This is a genomic window from Mangrovimonas sp. TPBH4 (assembly GCF_001280505.1).
GTDB lineage: Bacteria > Bacteroidota > Bacteroidia > Flavobacteriales > Flavobacteriaceae > Mangrovimonas_A.
Genome location: NZ_LBIO01000049.1, coordinates 93717 through 115833 on the forward strand (window position 1 = coordinate 93717; position 22117 = coordinate 115833).

19 protein-coding genes are annotated in these 22117 nt (G+C 36.3%); 7 read left to right on the forward strand and 12 right to left on the reverse strand.

Annotated elements, in window-relative coordinates:
- Positions 1 to 3 precede the first annotated feature (3 nt).
- Positions 4 to 597 carry an FMN-binding negative transcriptional regulator gene (locus ZA05_RS09470; protein WP_053991450.1) on the forward strand — a complete coding sequence of 198 codons (594 nt, stop codon included), beginning with the start codon at positions 4 to 6 and terminating at the stop codon, positions 595 to 597.
- Positions 598 to 624: 27 nt separating this feature from the next.
- Here ZA05_RS09470 and ZA05_RS09475 read toward each other — a convergent pair whose 3' ends face one another.
- Positions 625 to 1263, reverse strand: a complete 639-nt coding sequence (locus ZA05_RS09475; protein ID WP_053991451.1) for a hypothetical protein — start codon at positions 1261 to 1263, stop codon at positions 625 to 627.
- A gap of 12 nt (positions 1264 to 1275) precedes the next feature.
- On the reverse strand, positions 1276 to 1914 hold the full coding sequence (locus tag ZA05_RS09480; protein ID WP_053991452.1) for a hypothetical protein: 639 nt from the start codon (positions 1912 to 1914) through the stop codon (positions 1276 to 1278).
- Positions 1915 to 2142: 228 nt separating this feature from the next.
- Between ZA05_RS09480 and ZA05_RS09485 the strand changes: the two genes are divergently transcribed.
- Both ZA05_RS09485 and ZA05_RS09490 read left to right on the forward strand, forming a co-directional pair.
- Positions 2143 to 4785 (forward strand): mechanosensitive ion channel family protein, encoded by a 2643-nt coding sequence (locus ZA05_RS09485; protein ID WP_053991453.1) that lies wholly within the window; start codon positions 2143 to 2145, stop codon positions 4783 to 4785.
- A 12-nt stretch (positions 4786 to 4797) separates the two neighbouring features.
- On the forward strand, positions 4798 to 5007 hold the full coding sequence (locus ZA05_RS09490; RefSeq protein ID WP_053991454.1) for a putative signal transducing protein: 210 nt from the start codon (positions 4798 to 4800) through the stop codon (positions 5005 to 5007).
- Positions 5008 to 5080: 73 nt separating this feature from the next.
- Here ZA05_RS09490 and ZA05_RS09495 read toward each other — a convergent pair whose 3' ends face one another.
- From ZA05_RS09495 to ZA05_RS09505, 3 genes are all read right to left on the reverse strand, one after another.
- Positions 5081 to 6085, reverse strand: coding sequence for a DUF6340 family protein (locus tag ZA05_RS09495; RefSeq protein WP_053991455.1), 1005 nt, complete (start codon positions 6083 to 6085; stop codon positions 5081 to 5083).
- A 151-nt stretch (positions 6086 to 6236) separates the two neighbouring features.
- Positions 6237 to 7973 carry a TonB-dependent receptor gene (locus ZA05_RS09500; protein WP_053991456.1) on the reverse strand — a complete coding sequence of 579 codons (1737 nt, stop codon included), beginning with the start codon at positions 7971 to 7973 and terminating at the stop codon, positions 6237 to 6239.
- A 30-nt stretch (positions 7974 to 8003) separates the two neighbouring features.
- The gene (locus ZA05_RS09505; protein WP_053991457.1) at positions 8004 to 11030 is read right to left on the reverse strand and encodes a tetratricopeptide repeat protein; all 3027 of its coding nucleotides are present in this window, start codon (positions 11028 to 11030) and stop codon (positions 8004 to 8006) included.
- Positions 11031 to 11287: 257 nt separating this feature from the next.
- On the opposite strand from ZA05_RS09505, the gene ZA05_RS09510 reads away from it, so the two are divergent.
- From ZA05_RS09510 to ZA05_RS09520, 3 genes are read left to right on the forward strand one after another with little or no spacing between them, the layout of a single operon-like run.
- Positions 11288 to 11971 carry a cell division ATP-binding protein FtsE gene (locus tag ZA05_RS09510; RefSeq protein WP_053991458.1) on the forward strand — a complete coding sequence of 228 codons (684 nt, stop codon included), beginning with the start codon at positions 11288 to 11290 and terminating at the stop codon, positions 11969 to 11971.
- A gap of 33 nt (positions 11972 to 12004) precedes the next feature.
- Positions 12005 to 12892, forward strand: coding sequence for a glycosyltransferase family 2 protein (locus ZA05_RS09515; protein ID WP_053991459.1), 888 nt, complete (start codon positions 12005 to 12007; stop codon positions 12890 to 12892).
- Positions 12885 to 13817: a glycosyltransferase family A protein gene (locus ZA05_RS09520; RefSeq protein ID WP_053991460.1), complete on the forward strand. Its 933-nt coding sequence runs from the start codon at positions 12885 to 12887 to the stop codon at positions 13815 to 13817. Before ZA05_RS09515 ends, ZA05_RS09520 begins: the two co-directional genes overlap by 8 nt.
- Here ZA05_RS09520 and ZA05_RS09525 read toward each other — a convergent pair.
- A complete protein-coding gene (locus tag ZA05_RS09525; protein ID WP_053991655.1) occupies positions 13793 to 14197 on the reverse strand; it encodes an FdtA/QdtA family cupin domain-containing protein in 405 nt (134 codons plus the stop codon). The two genes, ZA05_RS09520 and ZA05_RS09525, sit on opposite strands and share 25 nt — an antisense overlap.
- Entirely contained in the window at positions 14194 to 15291 is a 1098-nt protein-coding gene (locus tag ZA05_RS09530) for a glycosyltransferase (RefSeq protein ID WP_157514639.1), read from the reverse strand. Before ZA05_RS09530 ends, ZA05_RS09525 begins: the two co-directional genes overlap by 4 nt.
- Before the next feature lie 40 nt (positions 15292 to 15331).
- Between ZA05_RS09530 and ZA05_RS09535 the strand changes: the two genes are divergently transcribed.
- Positions 15332 to 16486, forward strand: a complete 1155-nt coding sequence (locus ZA05_RS09535; RefSeq protein WP_053991462.1) for a glycosyltransferase — start codon at positions 15332 to 15334, stop codon at positions 16484 to 16486.
- Here ZA05_RS09535 and ZA05_RS09540 read toward each other — a convergent pair.
- From ZA05_RS09540 to ZA05_RS09560, 5 genes are read right to left on the reverse strand one after another with little or no spacing between them, the layout of a single operon-like run.
- The gene (locus tag ZA05_RS09540; RefSeq protein WP_053991463.1) at positions 16476 to 17306 is read right to left on the reverse strand and encodes a phytanoyl-CoA dioxygenase family protein; all 831 of its coding nucleotides are present in this window, start codon (positions 17304 to 17306) and stop codon (positions 16476 to 16478) included. The two genes, ZA05_RS09535 and ZA05_RS09540, sit on opposite strands and share 11 nt — an antisense overlap.
- A 27-nt stretch (positions 17307 to 17333) precedes the next feature.
- Positions 17334 to 18629, reverse strand: a complete 1296-nt coding sequence (locus tag ZA05_RS09545; RefSeq protein ID WP_053991464.1) for an O-antigen translocase — start codon at positions 18627 to 18629, stop codon at positions 17334 to 17336.
- Positions 18630 to 18646: 17 nt separating this feature from the next.
- A complete protein-coding gene (locus ZA05_RS09550) occupies positions 18647 to 19978 on the reverse strand; it encodes an O-antigen translocase (protein ID WP_053991465.1) in 1332 nt (443 codons plus the stop codon).
- Positions 19979 to 21079 carry a DegT/DnrJ/EryC1/StrS aminotransferase family protein gene (locus tag ZA05_RS09555; RefSeq protein ID WP_053991466.1) on the reverse strand — a complete coding sequence of 367 codons (1101 nt, stop codon included), beginning with the start codon at positions 21077 to 21079 and terminating at the stop codon, positions 19979 to 19981.
- Positions 21076 to 22026 (reverse strand): FemAB family protein, encoded by a 951-nt coding sequence (locus tag ZA05_RS09560; RefSeq protein ID WP_053991467.1) that lies wholly within the window; start codon positions 22024 to 22026, stop codon positions 21076 to 21078. The genes ZA05_RS09555 and ZA05_RS09560 overlap by 4 nt, the downstream gene beginning before the upstream one ends.
- Positions 22027 to 22117: the final 91 nt, after the last annotated feature.

The window sequence follows — 22117 nt, forward strand, 5'->3', positions numbered from 1 at the left end:
TTTATGGCCTATCCTCCAAAAACATATCGGGACAGCTCTTTACCTCATTTGCTTGAAGTGATAAAAGCATACCCCTTGGCCACGGTAATTTCTGTAGAAAACAACCGTCCAATAGTTACTCATATCCCGTTGGTCTATAAAGACGGTAAACTCATTGGCCATTTGGACAAACAAAATCCACAAGCCAAACTTCTAAAAAACAATCAGCCCGTAACCGCTATTTTTTCAGGACCACAGGCCTACATATCGCCCAGCAATTTTGAGTCGGAACAATTACCAACATGGAATTATATTTTTGTTCATATTCAAGGAAATGCCATTGAAATTTCAGATGCAAATGCCATCAAGGACTCCATGGTAGCCATGACCCATTTTTTAGAAGCTCCAGATCACAAATACATTTTGGAACAGGACAATCCAAGGATGGAGCAACTCATTAACTACGTAAGTGGTTTTGAGATAGACATTACCCATTGGGAGGGTAAATTCAAACTGTCACAGGACAAACCCCATCTAGAATTTGTACAGGCCAAAGAAGCGCTTATCACTGAAAACCAAAAGAGCATTCAAGAGTTTTTGGGGAGACTCTTTAAGTGAATGCCCTTTTCAAAAAAATGATTTAAATTATTCCAAATGATAGGAAACCAATCGTCTTTCTATGGCAGGAATGTCTAGAGCTACATGTGATGGCGTATCCTTTACCAAACCTATTCCTTCGGCATAGTAATAGTTAACTTTACCCTTATACATAGTTTCATCTTCATCATACTTCAAATAATACTCCATTTTCAAACATTCAAAACTTCCTGATTCTACATCAACCAAAACAGGGTTTTCATCAACTCGAATATAATAGGAACCAAAACCTTCCAATTCCCTAACCAGAATTTCATCAAAATTGTTGTTTACAAATTTGATACTGTTATCCTGGTCTATAAGTGAGCCTTTATAAGCCCTTAAATATTCAAAGTGCTCTCCGTTGGGATTACAGTAAGTTATCTCTGCATCATTTCCCGTTGTCTTTGTTCTAAACTCAAAATAAGAATCCCCATAAATATGCTTTGTACCAACTATGGATACAGAATCTATAATGCCAGTATCCTCATATGCTTGAGATGTTGTATTATACTTATAATTCTTATAGACCCAAGAATTCCCCTCTTTTAATGCATAAAAGTCTTCAGGCGAAGGACTTGAATCGTCACTCGAACTACAAGACACTAAAAGGAATATTACCACTATTGCGAATACTGTTGCTTTCATATTCATAAACTATTAATTTTTAATTTTATAAGAATCTAATCTTCTAATAATATTTGGTATGGGCTGACTGACAAATGAAACCGTACTCAACACCAAACCAATACCTTCGGCATAATAATAACGATCTAATCCCGGCAATTGTACACCAGAAGCAGTGATTAAGTACATTTCAGAGTTGATACATGTGAATGTTCCTGCTTCAACCGTAAGTTCCGTGGTTCCTTCCACCAAGCGTTCATAAACCGATCCCCAATCCTCTTCCCAAATCAATCGTTCTGAATAATCATTATTTGTAAATTTCACAAAACCATCATCCCGTAAAAGAGTTCCTTCATAGTCCCGCAACAATTCAAAATGTTCTCCATTGGCATTGTAAAGAGCGCTACCAGAGTCATTGCCTGTAGTCCAGGTTCGAAATTTATAATATGTATTACCATAAACTTGCTCCTTACCCACAATACTTACGGAATCCACTACACTAGTCTCTAAATACTCGTCTAGAGAAGGACTATATTGATAGTATTTATAAACCCAAGAGTTTCCAACTTTTAAGGCATAAAAATTGGAGGATTGATTGGAGGATTCATCGTCGCTCGAGTCACAGGCAATAAATAACGCCCAAAAGCATAAACAGAAAAGAATACGTTTCATAATTGATTGGTTAAAGTTGATTAATTAAAAAACGTAGTTGTACTCTATGCTTGTGATTTTATGGTTTACAATTCATTTAACGCAATAATTCCTACAATATTATTGAATTTTAAAATTTCTTATCCAACACTACAAGACCACCAACTACACCATTCATTTTCAATGAACTAAATATTTTTTAAGGGAATAAAATAGTATATTAGCTATGTAAGTCCATGGCCAATATTTATGTTTAAAATTTCCTCGCACACATATAAAACTATTGTATTTCTTGCGCTTCTAATATTTCCTATCCTTACCAACGGACAGATTTTGGATACCGAAATCCCCAATGTAATATCAGATTCCATAAAGACAAAAACGCCAAAGGTCATTCCTCTTACCCATATTATTGAAGGCATTGAGGTTACCAACAAGGAAATCAAGAACATTGACAAAAAGATCAACAAGGACAGAAAGATCACAGAAATAGACTCGATGTTCCCCTTTTATGAAGAGTTTTTGAAAATCCAGAAAGAGGAAGTTGACAAATTTCTAAAAGCCGACCCTAACCGTGAAAAAATTGACAACCTCATCATAAAATGGGAGGGCTATGGCGAATATCTGGAAATATGGCAGTCTGAAATCAACGAATTTGAAGAACGTAACTCCAGGCTTTACGAAACTATTGAACCTGCAGAAACCACTTGGAATTTAACCTACGACAATGCCCTAGAGGAAAATGCCCCGCCCGAAATTTTAAACAATATTGTAGCCATTAGGGACAGCGTTGTAAAACTCAAGGATATCATACTGAAAAACAACAATGACTTTTTGAGTATGGAGGCAAGGATTAATGTGGAATTAAATGAAATTGATGAAGTCATTGAAGAACTGACCTCTTTGAAAGATTCAGAGGTTTACAATTTGTTCTATCAACGACTTGCCCCTATCTGGACAACCTCCTTTAGCAATATTTGGAAACGCTCCGGGACCAAAAATATTGATGCTGTTAGAAAGAGTACTTTGGGTACTTTCGATTTTGTAAAAAACCTTAAAAGATTGCTTCCCCTTTTCCTGTTTTTAGTGGCCTTGATCACACTTCTTATACTCTATTTAAAAAAGGCCTTTACAACATATCCCTTCACGGAAGAGAATGCAGATTTACAACATGCCCAAAGCACTCTCAAGGAACATTATTTGGCAACCATCTTCTTTCTAACATTTCTACTAGCAAGGTTCTACTTTGTACCAGCACCAAAATTGTTTTTGGACATCTTGACGCTTTGCTCTTTGTTCTCGGCCATTGCGTTAGTAAGACCTTTAATGTATAAGCGCTTTAAAAAGCTTATCTATTTTGCCATATTTTTTTATGTGTTCGACTCGATTAAAACCTATGTCTGGTTCAATGCGCAACAGTATAGACTGTATACTTTCATGGAAGCAGTTTTGGCTATGGCAGTTATATTTTCCTTTACCCATCCCTACAGAGAAACCCTCAAAATGAAGATGGAAACTTTTGGAAAATTCCTGTTTCGGTTGACTCCATTAATTTATGTTTTGTGTGGCATCTCCATAATCGCAAACATACTAGGATATATCAACCTAACAGATTTAACTCTAAAAATTAGTACTCGAAGTGGGGTGTTCATCATTTTGTTCTATTCCCTTTTGATTATTTCCAATTCCATTTTCTTAAGTATCATCCATAGGCATTTTAGTGTACAGCCTTCCTTCGATCCTGAACTAAAACTACAAACCGAAAAGAAAGTACTTAAGTTCAATAGAGTTACTGTCATTATCATTTGGGGGTTGGTTTTTCTAAATATGATAGACCAATTAGCTCCTATCCAAACCTATTTTACTGATACCTCCAGCGACCCCTATAAGTTTGGCAACTTGTCCTTCACCCTAAATGAAGTCCTTTCATTTTTAGTGGTGTTGTTCATTTCCTTTGCCCTAACCCGCATTGTATCTTTTCTTATTAATGATGGCCAAGGGATATTAAGAGTTTTCAAATTTCCCAAAGGCATACCAGCGGCCATATCACTTGTGATTAGATATTTGATTATTGGATTTGGAATCATCTTGGCTTTATCATCTCTAGGAATCGACTTGAGCAAATTCAACCTTATGGCCGGCGCCTTAGGTTTAGGGATTGGATTTGGCCTGCAAACAGTGATCTCCAATTTTGTGTCGGGCTTGATCTTGGTATTCGAGCGCCCCATTTTACAGGGAGATACTGTTGAAGTAGACAACCTTTTGGGGACCGTAAACAGGATTGGAGTTAGATCTTCCTCAATTACCACTTTTGAAGGTGCCGAAGTGATAGTGCCTAACAACAACTTAATATCAAACGATCTCATCAACTGGACACTTTCCAACAACACCAAACGTGTAGAAATATTGGTAGGCACTTCTTACAGCTCCGATCCCAATGAAGTACTTAAAATTTTATATGAAGCGGCCAGCAACTATGAAGACACCCTTAAAAATCCACCTCCACAAGCCTTATTTGTAGACTTTGGGGATAATTCACTGAATTTTACACTTCGGTTTTGGGTACACTATGAATTATGGCTTCAGGCAAAAAGTGATGTCTCTATTGAAGTTTATAACCAATTTAAGGAAGCCGACATAGAAATTCCATTCCCACAACGTGACATCCATGTAAAAAATATTCCCGAAATTGTTTCCAATTATAAAACGCCTCCACCCCATGATCCACCTGAAAGCGAAACCAATTTGGACGATACTGAGATTCCGAAAGTGGTGATTCCAATTGAGCACAGAGATCCTGGGCACGATGTGGAGGTAGATGAAGATGAAAGCGAAGAAACAAATGATGAAGAACCAAACTATGATCAAGAACCAAACAATGACAACCAATAAACCCAATAAATCATGAAACAGGTTACTGTATATTCTGCAAAATCAGATGTTAAAGCCATGGCTATAAAAAATTTGTTAGCCGACAACGCTATTTCCTTTACCGAAATTGATAAGAGAGATACCTCTTATGCCAATCTTTTCGGAAATATTGAAATTTCAGTGGATGAAACCGATGTTGAAAAAGCCCAATCTCTTATTGAAGAGCTTCAGTTTGAGGAATAAACTATAAAAAAGAAGTCTATTGGATCTTTGTTATTTCCCCAATAGACTTCTTTTCGCTGAATGAAAATTTAATTTACAACTCCAAGTTCTTTCTTCTAAGTAAAGTTTTAGCATAATCTCTGCTCAAATCATCTCCATAATCTCGATAAGCACGTTGGGCCCACTCCAAAGCCAATTCGGTATCTCCCAACACTTCATAAGCTACAGCAATGTTTAAAGCAGCTCTCCCTGCCGATTTACTTCCAAAATCGTTTACGATATTTTTCCAAATTTCTATGGCATCATCCCACTTGGCAACTTCGGCAGAGCGCCACCCCATTTCAAATTGTCGTTTATCAGCGCCTTTTCCTTTTTTGTACATGTCTCGTTTCACTCTATAATAACTCGGCAAAAACCTAGACACATAATCTTGTCCAGCTGCATAAGCAGTTTCATGAAGTGCATTCAGTGGAGGTAAACCATTTATTAAATTAAAATCCATAAAATAGGTTTGCTGAAAATGGTCTGAAATATTTTGGGTTGCTGGGTCATAAAGCCTCCAATAACTCCGTACATCAATTCGCGCTTGGGTTGGAAACCTAGCGCTAGGTTTTCCCGTGGTAATCACAGCATTTACTTGATCTGCTACCGCGGCCCTCAGAAGATCGGAATTAGAGTCGAAAGTTTCCAAGACCAACAGCATATCGGCATTGGCAGTATTACAGATTTGGGATACCTTCTCCCAACTTAATCTATCAGGCGTTTGACGCGTTCCAGTACCGTACATTCTTAGTGTGTCGGGGATAATAATCTTTAAATGACTTTTATTCTGCAAACCATCGAACACGCCTTTAATAGCCTCATCAGAAGCTAACTTGTCAGAACCCGCTATTTCACCTGTGGTGATAGCTTCAATAGCTTCTGAATTTTTGTCTTCTTCCTTTGTAAGAGAGCGGTTCACTACCACAATATCATTCACATTATCTGGTAACGACACCACTGAAGCTTGCGGATAATTTAAGCGGACATATCCATATTTACTGCATGAAGTTAGGCTAAGCAACACCATTGCAAAGCCTAAAAAGTAGATTTTTTTCATAATAATCGATTTAGTGCCGCTATGCAATTAACAATAAATATGCCATTTTTCGAAGAAAAACTGTACCTACCAAATACAGTTGAAGCTCCAATCCAAGGTTTTACGCTTGGTTTGAAGCTTCAAAATAATTGTTCTTCGAAAAAATATTTCCCTAAAAATCGAACTGGTAAGTTGCTCCTCCAAGAATCTGTAAGCCTTGTACTGGGTAATGCATCCAACGTTCGTAGTCCCGGTTGAACAGGTTATTACCTTTAAGGAAAATAGACAGTTTTTCATTCACCCTATAACCTGCATGTAAGTTGGCATCAAAATAGCCATCAAGCGTTCTGGTTTCTACAATAGGTAATACCAAAGTCCCCTCTTCAAAGAACACATCTTTACGTTCTCCTACATAGAACAAGCTAGCGCCTGCAAACCATTGTTCAGTAATTTGATAATCCGCGAACAAAGAGGCCTTAAGTTCTGGAAGGTTCCATGCCTCATCTTGATTTTTGGTATTATACATAAAATACGCTGCTTTAGCCCCAAGGTTGAAATTTCTATTGATGTCAACGCTAAGCTCCCCTTCAAAAGAAAAGGTTTTAACATCATCATATACCACTCCAAAAGAATTCCCAAATTGGTAATCTTCGGTGGCTTCTCCCAGTACACTGTTCGCTCTAAAAAGCGCTTTGTTTCTGTCTGCCGTATAGTTTCCACTTACACTATAACCTATAGTATGGGTCAATTTTCCTTTTACTCCCAAAGTGGCATTATACTGTTGGTCTGTTGGAACCACCAATAAAGTTGGTGATACAAATGGATTTTCCATTGCGAAATCTTCATAGGTATTTTGTATCAAGCGACCTTCAATACCTCCAAAAGCAATCATTAACTCATCTACCAAACGATAGGATCCTGTAATATTTGGATAGATATACAGTTTATTGTCACCATCTTTTGTATTGTTTAAATACACCAACCCAATCCCCAAATTAAGGGTTAAATCATCCTGTACCAACTGATAGCTAGGCGCCAGTCCAACATTGAAATTCCCATATTCCAATTTGTCTTCAGAATAATAGTTTCTCTCAAAAGCACCGCCCAAATAATCCAAGGTTACTTCTGTTTTAATGGTTTCGTCCATTACAGGAATACCAAAAGTTCCTTTTACCAATAACCGATTTTCACCAGAGCCTTGGTCATCACCGAAATGTCTAAAACGTAAACTAGCCTCTTCTGCTATAGCATCATCAAAAGTAATCTTACCTCCTACATTGGCATTATAAAACGCATGCTTTACATTTAAATCGTTGGCGGTAATTCCATCAAAATAAGGTTGTGGCAATCCATACCAATTATAGGAAAGAAATTTTCCTCCTCCATCAACACGCCAAGTATAATCGCGCTGTCTTTGGGTAAAATTGGCATGAAGGTTAGTATTGGAAAATTTGTCATCCAAAAGCAAACCATCGATGCCTCCTTGAGACGAATGGTGACTAAAATACCCACCAACCGTTTCAGTATTGCTCAATTTATGGTTTAGATACACTTCCCCTAAAATGGTCGTATAGGTCCCCAACCCCAGAGAGGCATAATTATCATACAACTTTACAGATTTGGTCTTAGCCACTGCCTCTGCTTTCCCTTTGGCAGGCGTAAACGTGGACGCCACAGGAATAGAGAAAATATTGTATTTCACCTCCTTTTTGGTAGCTGTGGTTTTATCATCCAAAGTAGGTTCTTCCTTTATTTTAAAGGCATCGGAAATGGTAGGTGTATAAGGCTTTACCACAGTTACCACTTGGGTGTCGATGGTATCATTGGTTTGTTTACGCTCCTGCGCATAGGTTTGACATACGGTTCCCGTAAAGGCCGTAAGTACTATATATTTAAATTGCTTGAACATGAATATCTATTATTTGTTTTGAGGGAAAAATTAGTTGCCTGGTTCTGAAATTACCGATGAATTGGTCTTGGCCTGTTCGGTTTTGATTTTGTTCAATTCCTCTTGGGCTTCTTGCACAACATCATCAAACTCTACAAAATTCTTGGTAACACTTTCCAAAATATAAGTGGCTTGGAAAGCATCATCCAAAGCATAGAAGTTTTTGGCCATGATCACCAAACCTTTAGCACTATAATATTTGTAGCTAGAGTAATCTTTGGCCAACTGTTGAACCGTTGCGTTGGAAGCTTCAAACTGCCCTTCCTTATTTTTGAAATAGGCATTGTAGTAAAGTGCCTCTGCCGCCAAGGAACCTGTTGCTATCTTTTCAACATTGGCATAGGCCGCTTTAGCTTTGGCTTCATCTCCTGTTTTAATAGCCGAACGCGCAATAATAATCTGGGCATCACTTTTCACCTTATTGTCAATTTTGGAATTCGACAATACTTTTTCGGCATAGCTTACTGCTTCGGAATACTTTTCCTGCTTGTAGTACGCATTCATTAAGTTGGATTGCGCATATGTGATATTTTGAGGGTAATCCGCTTCGGTTTCCAAACGCTTCAACAACGGAATGGCCTCATCCAATTGAGAGGTATTCAAATAAATTTCAGAAAGCTTTACCATGGCCTGCTCGGTATATTCATTTTTCGGTTTGTCCACCACATATTCATAATGAGATTGGGCATTTTCTGGTAAATCCTTTTTGGTATACAGTTCTGCCAAATAGAAATGTGATTTCAAGGCGTGGATACCATTAGGAAATTCCGTCAAGTATGTATTGAATTGCTTGATGGCTTTTTCAGAATTATTATCCAAATACTGCTTTTCGGCAGCTAAGTATGAAGTGTTGTCCAACTCGGCATCGGAAACATCAATATAATCTAGAGTTCTTACCCATTCAGCATATTCGTCTACACGTCCCAAATCAATATAAATCAAACGTGCTGTCGCAACCGCCTGCACTGCTTCTTCCGAATTCGGAAAATCTTTGGCAACTGTTTTAAACTTGGTCAAGGCTCTATTGTTGTCATTGGTATTGTAGTAAGACAATCCCTGACGCAATAATGATTTCGAAACGAAAACGGAGTTTTTATATTCTGAATTCAATCGGTCGTACATGGCCATAGCCTTATCGGTTTCACCTGCCTTTACATAAGAATTAGCCAATTCGTACATGGCATCATCACGTAACGAAGATTTAGAATAACTATTGATAAAAGCATTAAGCTCTTGGATTTTTTTAGAACCTTGTCCCAAATAACCATAACTCATCGCCTTCTGGAAAAATGGATAATCCGATTCCAAAACTTTAAGAGCAATCGCCTTATCATAAGCAGCAATGGCATTGCTGTAATCGCTGGACACGAAATAACCGTCACCAAGTCTTAGGTAAGCGTCATTCACCCTTAATTTGTCATCTTTATTTGCATTGATAAATTCTTGAAAATGCTCTGTAGACTTCGGGTAATTTTTCAGTTTGAAATAGGTATAGGCCAAGTTATAGTCTATATGCTCCATTTCTGGCACATTGTTGGCCTCTGCCTGTTGCAAAAATTGCTTAAAGCCAATAAGTGCATCGTTGAAATTATTCAACAAGTAATCTGTTTCCGCTTTCCAGTAAATAGCCCTAGCTGTGAACACGGGATCCTTCGCTTCTTGAGCCGAACTGGAGAACATACCTTTAGCCTCGTTATACTTAGCCTCATTGTACATTTCAATTCCACGGTAAAAAGTCACTTTTTGATACGCTACCCTATTTTCGAAGCTGCGCTTTCCTTTCAAAAGCTCCAAAGCCTCTTCGTAATTTTTTGAAGTAATGTAAGAGTCAATCAATAAGGTCTCCACCTCTTCCTTATAAGCCGTATTAGGATACTTTTCCAAATAACCTGTCAATACCTGTGGTACGGATTGGTACGGATTTCCAATTTCGTAACTGATCTTGGCATAATTCAACCAAGCATCTTCCTGAATTTTCAAATCGAAATCCATTTGAGATGCATTTCTGAAAGCGTTTAATGCTTCCTGCTTTTTATCCAGGTTGATGTAACTTTCCCCTAAATGATAATAGGCATTTTGCGCCACACTGTTTGTTCCGTCTATAATTTTATTAAACTCTGAAATGGCACTTTCAAAATCATTTTGCTTATAATAGGCATAACCCAACTGATAGTAATCTGTATTTGTCCACTTGCCCTTTTTACCCCTATAATCTTTTAAATAAGTAATGGCTTGATCATATTGTCCTAAATTGAAATAACTCTCCCCAATGATTTTGGAAAGGTCGGATACTTCATCACGATTACCTTTTGCCATTTGGGCTTTGGCTAGTTCAATGGCTTTTTCAAAGTTTCCTAATTTGAAATTTAAATCCGCTTGGTAATAGGAAAGTTTTTCTTTGTAACCTTCTTGGTCGCTAACCTGGTCGAAGTATTCATTGGCGGTATCATAATCATCTCCTTCATAGGCCATATAACCAATATAATACTTGGCCTGTGACCCGTATGTTTTTGAATTGACCACACGGTTCAAATACTTTTGGGCTTCCACCTCTTCCTTAGTAGAATACAAGGAATACCCGTAGTTGAAATAGAAACGATCGCGCTCTGTACGCGAAATACTGTTTTCTTCCACACGCTCATACCACTTGCGAGCATACGAATATTTACCGTTGGCGAAATAGTAATCGGCCACATCCAAAAACGCCGTATTGCGCTTGGTACTCGTTGGATAATTGTCCACAAACTGCTGCATTAAAAAATCAGCATTTTTTTGATTTAATCGTACCGCACAATTGGCGATGTAATAGGCACAATCAGATTCCACCTGCTCATTATCGGCCTGGTCCTTAACCTGATCGAACAATGTTTGGGATGCTTGGTACTGTTTGTTGTTGTAAAGTGTGAGGGCTTTTTGGTAATCCACCAAATCGTTGGTGTAAATTGAAGATTCCTGTGCTTGTATATAAACGTTTAGCATCGCAAAGCTTGCTAAAGTGATTATTTTTTTGTGAGCCATTAAGTTCGTTTTTTTGATGTTCAAAGATAAATGAATCCTTATACTATAACGACGGATTTTACGTATAATTATAAACGGATTTATTAAAAATTACATTTACAAAAAGAAGCTAATCCCTTACTTTTTTGAATATTTGCAATTTTCTGTTTGACGAATTCAAGTTGACATTCAGCCTATAGACTTTGCAAAACATAAAATTTGAATTTTGAATTTTAAAACAATACATTTACAACGCTTAAAAAATACCCCACTACAAAATGTCCGAAATGGTTTTACAATTAAAAGACGCCTCTATTTTCCAAGGAGAAAACATGGTGCTCAGCAATGTGAATTTTGAAATGCACAAGGGTGATTTTGTGTATTTAATTGGAAAAACCGGAAGCGGAAAAAGTAGTTTTATGAAAACGCTTTACGGCGATTTGGAACTTACCAAAGGGGAAGGCTCCATCGTGGATTTTGACTTGAGAACGCTAAAGGAAAAGGACATTCCCTTTTTAAGACGTAAACTTGGAATTGTATTTCAGGATTTCAAATTACTACCGGATAGAACCATCAATAGCAATCTGGAATTCGTTTTAAAAGCAACTGGCTGGAAAAACAAAAATGAAATCACCGAACGCATCGAGAAAGTATTGGACAAAGTGGGCATGAAAACCAAGGGATTTAAATTTCCTCATGAACTTTCTGGAGGAGAACAACAACGTATTGCCATTGCAAGAGCCTTATTGAACGAACCAGAACTCATCCTTGCAGATGAGCCAACTGGAAACCTAGATCCTCAAACCAGCATTGAGGTAATGGAAGTGCTGCGTGAAATCAACAAAAATGGCAACACCATCCTTATGGCCACACATGACTATGCCTTGCTTTTAAAATACCCAAGCAAGACCTTAAAATGTGATGAAAATAAAGTGTTTGAAGTGGTGCAGCGTAGAGGGTAGATTTTTTCAATTAAATATCAGAGTTTCTTCAAAATGCTTTCAATACTAATTCCAACATACAATTATAATGTATTACCATTAGTAAAAAGCCTTTCGGAAGAAATTGCATCTCTGTCATTCCCTGTCGAAATCGTCGTTATAGATGATGCTTCCCCTGCCCCTAAAAATAAACAAGAAGATTTCATTCAATTTTTACACGTTAAATTCTTAGCTTTAAATTCCAACCTAGGGAGAAGTAAAGTCAGAAATCTACTTGCCAAACATGCTTCGTTTGACAATCTTATTTTTTTGGATAGCGATACCCTTCCAGTCAACAATGACTTTATTTACAAATATCTTCAGTATTTCAATATTCATAAAGTTATTTTTGGAGGTATCGAGTACACTCAAAATAACAACCCAAAATTTTCATTAAGACATAAATACGGAACAAAAAGGGAAGCAATTCCCCATAACAAAAGACAGACAAGTAAAACCCTTCATTTTACAACTGCCAATTTTGGGATTAAAAAATCGCTTTTCAGCTCCATATTGTTCAACGAAACTCTTTTAGGTTATGGCTATGAAGATATTATATTTTCCAACAGCATAATAAAAAGAGGCTTCAGCATCAAACAAATCAACAATCCTGTTTACCATTTGCAATTGGACAATAATAAGGTCTATCTTGAAAAGATCAAACAGTCTATCAAAAACTTATATATTTACAACCTAAAAAAAAAGGAACCGCCTCTTTCCATTAAAATATTAAAATATTACCACTTTATAGAATTACTACGGATACAACAGCCAATATCCTATGGTTTCTACAAGTTTGAAAAGCTCCTTTTAAAAAACCTGCTCTCAAAAAATCCGAATTTATGGCTTTTTGATATGTACCGTATTGGATATTTCTGCACTTTAAAAAACAAAAATGATTAATATCTCCATCGTCATATCGGTCTATAACAAGGAAGATTATCTAAAGAGCACCATTGAATCCGTACTCAATCAAACCTATCAAAATTTTGAGATTATTGCAGTTAACGATGGTTCTTCAGATAATAGTTTAAATATTCTAAAAGGGTTTTCAGATTCCCGTTTACGCATTATCAACCAAACCAATCAAGGTGCCTCTGCAGCAAGAAACCTAGGGATTAAAGAGAGTAAATATGAATATATAGCACTTCTTGACGGAGATGACTTATGGCTACCAAATTATTTAGCAGAAATGGTTACAAGCATTCAAACATTCCCTAATGAGGCTGTTTTCGCTAGCGCCATTGCCAACACCTATGATGATAAAATAGTCCCCGTATCTTACGCCGTTAAAAATACTAATACCATAAAAATTATTGATTATTTTAAAAACAGTACTTATAACTACTCCCTACTTACCAGTTCAAGTATTATTTTCAAAAAGGAAATCATAAAAAAAACGGGGTGGTACGACACATCGATAGTCTCAGGACAAGATGTTGATTTCTGGATAAAAATAGGCTTAAATTTCCCTGTAGTTTTTATCAATAGAGTGCTCGTGCATTATAGATTTAACGACTATAGCCTGTCTAACACTACTTTTGACCCTAAGTATAAACCTAAATTTAACAATTATACAACCCAAGAAATCAACAATAAACATTTAAAAAAATTCTTAGATGTCAATCGATATTCTTTAGCCCTGATGTGTAAGCTCCATGACTATAACAATGAGTTTTCTGAATACAAGAATGCAATTGATTTAACGAACCTAAAATGGCGCCATCGCATTTTTTTACAAAGTCCTAAATGGTTTTTGAAAATGCTTTTGGATTTAAAATCCTTAAAAAAAGAAAAAGTGTATTACAAAGCCTTAAACCGTAAATAATCATCATAATCCCTAATATATTCAGCTTCCTCAAACTCTGTAGAGGCCAAAACCAAACATACAGCTCCCGCCGAAAAATTTTCCAATTCTCGCCACACTCCTGTAGAAATCAACAATCCCTTATCTGGCTTATTCAACATAATTCTATCCTTTTTTAAACCATCGTCGATCACCACCTCAAAACTCCCGCTTAAGGCCACTAAAAAAGATTCCTGTTTTTTATGTGCGTGTCCTCCTCTGTAAGCATCACTCGGCACATCAAATAAATAGTACACCCTTTTAATTTCAAACGGGATACAATCTTTTTCTATAATAGCAAGGTTGCCCCTTGCATCTTTTATTTTTGGAATTTCAATAATTCTAACACTATTTTCTGTCATAATATTTCTTGTAATAGGGCTTCCCATTTTTTAGATATATTGGCTATAGAAAACTCCTCTACACTGCCTTCTGCATTTTTTTTACAAGCATCATATGCCCCCTTATCCAAAATAAATTTATCCATTGCTTCAGCTAAAGACCTGACATCATGATTGGTTATCAAACTCCCGTTGTACCCATCTTTTAAAACCTCTTTAGAAGATGGTAAATCTACAGATATCACTGGAGTACCTACAGACAAGCTTTCCATAATTACCATAGGAAATCCTTCATATTTACTGGTCAACAAAGTAAATTTCGCTCTTTTTATATAAGGAAATGGATTTTTTGTATAAGGCAAAAATAACACGTGTTGAGATAGCTTCAGATTACGGACCTTTTTCTCTAAGTCATCCTTGTCCACGCCGTCACCCAAAATCACCAACTTAACATTCCTAGACTTAAGCTTGGACAGGTGATAGGCATCTATTAAAAGAGACACATTTTTCACTTTATCTACAAGCCTACCAAAATACAAAACAAACTCATCTTCTATGGAAATATCGTCTTTAGCATCTAATTTGTTGTTAACTACATCTACAGCGTTGTGAATTGTAGATACATTTTGAAGGGCGTATTTCTCTTTTACCTCCCTCGCAATAGATGTACTTACACAAACAAAATGATCCTCGGGTTTAAACATTAACGGCAATGCGTTTTTGCTCTTGGGAAGGTATAAATCCAATTTTGAACTATGAACAAGATAAAGGACCTTGTAATCCTTATAAATTAATCTTTTTATACCTATCTCCTTTAAAAGAACTGGCCTGGATCGGCTATCAATAATAAGATCAAAATGATGTGTATCCAAATAGGCCTTCATGACTTTCAACCTATTGAACCTACCTAACAAGCTATCATTCTCATCCTTTAAAGCCCCAAGATTTAACAATTTACCTTCAAAGGGATAATCAATAGCATTTAAAATAGAGATTATATGAATATCATACCCCAAATTGGACAACATTTTAGAGAGTAATGCCGACGTTCGTTCCGCTCCTCCATTCGCCAACGAGGACACCAATATTGCTATTTTAATATTCTTATTTTGCACAGCCAAACACTATCTTTGACAAAGATATAATTTAAAACACGTGAAGATATTATTAATTGGGGAATATAACCGCTCCCATAAATTCTTAAAGGAAGGCCTAATAAAATTAAACCATGAAGCCATAGTGGTTGGACTCAATGATGGTTTCAAAAAAGTAGACGTGGACCACCTTATAAAATCTTTCCCCAGCAATTGGATGGCAAGAAAAACAAGAACAGCACTATATAAAATCTTCAAGATAGACCTTCATTCCTATTATGTTAAAAGACAAGTATTAAGACTAAAACCTTTACTATCGGGATATGACATCGTCCAGTTTATCAACGAATCTCCTTTTTTGTGTACCCCAAAAGTGGAAAAGGAATTATTTAAATCAATTTCCAGCTGGAACAAGAATATCTTTTTGTCATCATGTGGTTGCGATTACCCCAGCGTAAAATATGCTTATGACAAAAAATTCACCTACTCCATTCTAACACCTTATTTTGAAAACCGAGGTACCCCATTTAACTACAACCATGCCTTAAAATATTTGGAACCAGATTTTGTTGACCTCCATAAATACATTTACAATACCATTAAAGGAGTAGTTTCATACGACCTTGATTATTATCTTCCTTTACAGGACCACCCAAAACACTTGGGGCTCATCCCTCACCCCATAAACGTGGACAAAATTCCCTATTCAAAATTAAACGTTGAAGATAAGATTGTAATTTTCCACGGCATTAACAGAAGTACTTATTTCAAAAAAGGCAATGATATTTTTGAAAAAGCCTTGGCAATAGTCCATAAAAAACATAGAGATCTCATTGAAATAATCACTGTAGAAAGTGTGCCTTACCACATATACATCAAAGCGTTTGATCAAGCTCACATATTGCTTGACCAAGTTTATGCCTACGATCAAGGTTACAATGCCCTTGAGGCTATGGCAAAAGGAAAAGTGGTCTTTACCGGGGCAGAACAAGAATGGCTAGACTATTACGGCTTAGCGGAAGACACCGTTGCCATCAATGCGTTACCTGATCCTAATGCTATTGCCGAAAAACTAGAATGGTTAATCCAAAATCCAAACAAACTAAAATCAATATCCAAAAATGCCCGCAAGTTTGTTGAGGACCACCACCATCACGTTAAATGTGCTAAAGATATCCTTCAAAAATGGTCTACCCAAACCGAGATCACACCCTAGGGAAGCGTAATTCCAAAGAAACCCTAGTTAGGTTATTGTTCTCATTTACGGCTGCCCCGTGGATTAAAAACGGAGAAAATATCAAAGCCTCTCCTTGTTTAGGATTAGGCCTTACCATTTCCATAATGCCATTTTTAGTTTCCAAAATACAAGGTACATAATAGATATTCCCATTTATTTTTGCGCCTTTACTTTCCGTCCTTAAAATCTCATTTTCTGGTAACAGATGACTTTTTGGAAGCACTGGCAATGAGGATTTTTCGTTGCTTCCTTCTACGGGGATCCAAACATTTATAATATCTTCCCAATAACTCAAATAACCATCTCTATGAGGTGGATTAATATCTAAAGATTCAGGCCTACTAATTCTAATTTGGATATGGGATTTCTGCAATTCTTCAACCCAAGAGGTGAGTTTGCACCCCAGAATATTTCCAAAACGCTCTACAAGCAAATTAATGTCGAAATCAAAATCTTCCAGCTCCAGATTTCTTGTAATATTTATCACTTTGTTGTGCATCTCATCGGTTGTAACAACTTCATGGTATCTAGACAAGGAAAACGTCACTTCATCAAAGTCTATGTTGTTTGTCCTAATGGCATTTAAAATATTTTGAGTCACTGATTTTCTTAACTCCTCAAACTCTTCTCCTGTAAAAGCCTTTACCACCGCATACCCAATATCTTTCCAATTCGCTTTGGAGATAGGACTCTTTGATTCTGAATACAAGACTTCCTCTTCTCCCCAGAAAAACGCTCCTTCAACATCAAAACTAAAAGGCTTGTCGTCAATAAGCAGGTTACATTTCTTATTTGGCATTATTAATATAAATTAGTTCCATTAATTCTATTCTGACAGCTTTCCTAAAAGTGGTTTGTAAAAAATTGCCAATAACAATATATAGTACAACAGATAGTCAACAAAATGTGCCATTACCACTCCTTTTAAACCATAAACACTTATTAAATAAATACTCGCAAAATACAATAATGCAACAGAGAAAATTTCACTGAGCATATAACGCCATAGCATTTTTTTTGCCAAAAATTGATAGCTAACTACCATGGAAAGCACTTTTAGAAAATCACCCATAAGCTGCCAAAAAAACAATTCTTCTACCACAACGAATTCTTCGGTAAAGATAACTTTAACGATTAGGTTTCTAAGCAAATAAATAATGACAAGGCCCATACAAAATATGGGCACGATAGTTTTATAAAAATTCCAAACTTCCTTTCTGAACTCCAAATTGGTGTGAATTGAAGCAAAACGCGGTAAAATATACAGCGTCACCAAACTACTGATGAACATTAAATAATAATTGGAAATTCTCCCCATGGCCACCCAATATCCCGCCGATGCTTCTCCTAAATTATCAATGATATGATTTCTTATCAAAACAGATACCATTGGCAATACCGTAGCAGAAAATAAGGCCATGATTGAAAAAGCACTTAAATTTTTAATGCTAGAAAAACTCACTTTTTTAAATGAAATAAAATTAACTCCCTTCCAAAATTTGGAAACACCCAAAAAAGTGATCAAACACAGTACAATTTCAACGGCCGCTATATATATCAAAGCTCCTTCAAGTTGAAATTTCCAAATAAGAATCCCGTTTATAACAACTCCAATAATATGTGAAAAAATGGTGATATAAAGCAGCTTCTTTTGTTTAGACAAGCCGTTTAATATTGAAAACACATATGTTTTCATAGTATAAAAAGGAATGGCAACAGCCAAAGTTCTTATAATATGAACATAGTTGTGCTGTGGTGTAAACAAAGCATCGTTTATGTACTTTGCCTTAAAAAAGCAATAGGCAGCCACAGCCATAGAAGAAAGCAAAAACAAATAAAAGGTCGTTGAGATAGTTTTTCTCAACTCCTTAACATCATCCTTGAACTCCGCTACATACTTAATAATACCATTATAAAGTCCAAGAGTAGAAAAGGCTTGAGTCGAGGTCATAAAATCCCTCAAGTTTCCAACCAGAGCCAAACCACTGGGTCCAACAAAAATGGCAATGAATTTTGAAGTAATAAATCCCGCCAGAACTTTAATAATTATGGCTACAGAATTTAAGGAAGCAATCTTAACAAGATGGTTCCCCTTAAAAAAAGATATTAGTTTCTGCTTCATTTATCCCTGGAATGTCCTCACAAATTATGGTCTTCTTCAGGTTTCTGTTCTCCGTTTTTATCGGCAACAATACCGAAAAGGGAACTTCCAAATATCAACAATATTACTCCGTAATGCATCAAGTAACTGGCAAAATGCCCCATTACGGCACCTTTCACACCAAAGTCATCTATTAAATATACACTGGAAAAATACAGCATCACCACTAAAAACAATTGGATAATGATAAAGTGAGTAAACATTTTCTTGGCCAGAAATTGAAATGCAATGACAAAGGATAGCACCTTGACAAAATCTCCTAACAACTGCCATAAAAACAAGCCTTCTACTGGCTGAAATTCTTCAGAGAAAATGATATTAATCAAAAATGACCTTAAAAAATAAATAGCCACCAATCCTAATCCGAAGATTGGGATTATAGATTTATAAAAACTAAAAACCTCGGCCCGAAACTCCGCTTTATTATCTATTTCACTAAACCTTGGTAAAATATACAGTGACATTAAGGAATTGACGAACATTAAATAATAATCCGAAATCCGGTTCATGGCTTCCCAATAACCGGCTTCCTTCATACCAACTTCATGAATAATATAATTTCGAATTAAAATAGACACCAAAGGCAAAGCAAACGTAGACACTAATGCCATTAAGGTAAAAGGACTGAATTTCTTTAAAATTTCGAAATTGACGTTGGTGATTTTGATAGAGCCTACCAAACTTCTCTGATTCATAAAGCCCACAAAGGTTATCAAGAATATTAAGGAAGGTGCTATCACTGCCGAGATCAGTGCCCCGTCAATGTTGTTTTGGTAGATCAATAAAAGCGTAACTAATAGCCCCAATATTTGCCCAATAATACTAATTACAAGCAGTATTTTAAATTTGGAAAAGCCGTTCATTATTGAAAAACTGAACATATTCAACGAATAGAACGGCAAGGCCAAAGCCATTATTTTAATAATGTATGCGTAATTGTAAATGGGTGAAAATAAAAAGTCATTTATCGTATTTGCATTGTAATAACAAACAAATGCTATGAGCATAGTGGCTATAAATCCAAAATAATAGGCCGAAGACAATGTTTGGCTGAGTTTAAGCGCATCGTTTTTAAACTCCGCGATATACTTTACCAAGCCTTTGTAAAACCCTAAAATAGAAAATGACTGAACCGCACTTAGGAAGTTTCTAATGTTGCCAATAAGTGCCAAACCTTCTACACCAATAAAAATAGCAATTGCTTTGGAGGTAACAATTCCTGCCAAAATCTTGGTAATGATCGTAGCCGAATTTAAATGGGCTACCTTAAATAAAACCTTTGTATTGATATAGTGCAGTAACTTTCTCAATTAGTAGGCATTTAAGATATCAATTACACGGCTCACCTCTTTATCCTCCATAACGGGGCTCATCGGGATACTTATCACTTTTTGATGTATTTGATCGGTTAATGGCAGCGACAAGTTACAAAAATTTATCAAGGCTTTTTGACGATGTGGAGGCGTTGGGTAATGAATCAACCAACCAATACCGCTATCATCTAAATATTCTGAAAAATGATCCCTATTTTCAACCACTACCACAAACACATGGAACACATGATTATCGCTTCCATCGTAAAAAGGCAACTTTATTTTTGAATTGTTGATCTCGGACAAATACCGGCGAGCAACACTTCGACGCCTTTCGTTGTCCCTTTCTAAATTTGGCAGTTTGACATTTAAAAACATGGCCTGCAATTCATCCATTCTGCTGTTATAGCCTACATACCCATTGACATATTTTTGCAGTCCGCCGTAGTTCCTCAAGGCCGAAATACAATTTGCCAACTCCGAATCATTTGTAACCACAGCACCCGCATCCCCCAGAGCTCCTAAATTTTTACTCGGATAAAAGCTAAATCCAGCGGCATCCGACAAATTACCGGCTTTTATACCTTTTGAATTTATTGCACCATGCGCTTGGGCAGCATCCTCGATTACCAACAAATCATTGAGACTAGCTAAAGAATTGATAGCATCCATGTCGGCCAATTGTCCATAAAGATGCACCACGAGAATTGCTTTTGTTTTGGGAGATATATGTTTTTCGATTTCTTCAATTGAAATATTATAAGTATTTCTATCTGGTTCCACAAAAACAGGAGTTAACCCAGCATGCAATACAGACAAAATACTAGCAATATAAGTGTTTGCTGGCACAATAACTTCATCTCCTTCCTTTAGTTTCCCCACTTCTATATAGCCCTTAAAAATCAGAGTGAGCGCATCCAACCCATTCCCAACTCCTACACAGTGTTTCGCACCACAATATTCCGCGAAATTGGTTTCAAACTGTTCAACGCCATTTCCTAAAATATAACAGCCTGTATCCAAAAACTGTTGAAATTCAACTTTGAATTTCTCCTCATATTCGGCATTTATTTTCTGTAGATCTAGGAATTTAATCATGCTAATTTCAAACTATATATTTCCTGAAGATAAAGATCACACCCCAACTCTTCCTTTTGTTTTAAGAGCCCCGGATTATATCCTTGTTCGAAGCTATCATCCATAACGGTTCCCATAGAAAAATGGTGTTTCCCTTTTTCTTGGAAATGTTTTATTAAGTGTATGAACAAATAATCAAATGCCCGTAATTTTTCACCTTCTTTGGTAGTTGCTCCATATTGCGATTTTACGACCAATTCATTCTCAAATATGGTGATTCCAGCCAAAATTCTATCCTCATAAAAAATATCAAATTGCCTAATATTATCAGGAAACCTCTCCCTTAACAGCTGAATCTCTTCTAAACTATGAACGGGTTTTGTTTCAAACCTACTTTGTAAACGTGGCTTTAATACTTCGTTCCAGAACAGAGAAAAGTCAGTGCTTTCTTTAATTACAAACCCCATATCACTATTTCGTTTGTAATGCTTGAGCTTCGTTTTATGAATTAATAACGGGCTAGCATAATCAACGGCCAATACCATAAATGTCTTCACCAAACTGCCGCCTTTATTTTGAAACATAAAAGTCATTTCATTCGCTGCCGATTTGCAATAAAAAGAAGGCAAAGTTTTCACATTAAACTGTTTTATCCCTTGTTTTGACAAAAACTCCAAAATGACACTTATCATCTCGCTTACCTGCTCAAAACCTATATTGGACTCCAAAAGTAATCCTCCAAAGGTCAATCCCTGATGTGAATGCAATACTTCCCCAACCCTATTTCCCGGTAATACAGCTTTAAGAACACTATCTTTAAATACCATAAGGGAAAAATCATGGAACCTATCACTATGATATTCCATAAAATTTCTATGAAATAAAAATGTAGAATTTTTTGCCTTAGCAACAAAAAGGTTCCAAACATCGAAGTCGTTTGGTGTATATAATCTTACAGTAAATTTCAAATCTTTGTTTGGTTAGTTCAAGGGTCCTAAAACTCAAAAATCACGCTTATTACATGACTATTCATAACACTTTTCAAAGATAATATTATTT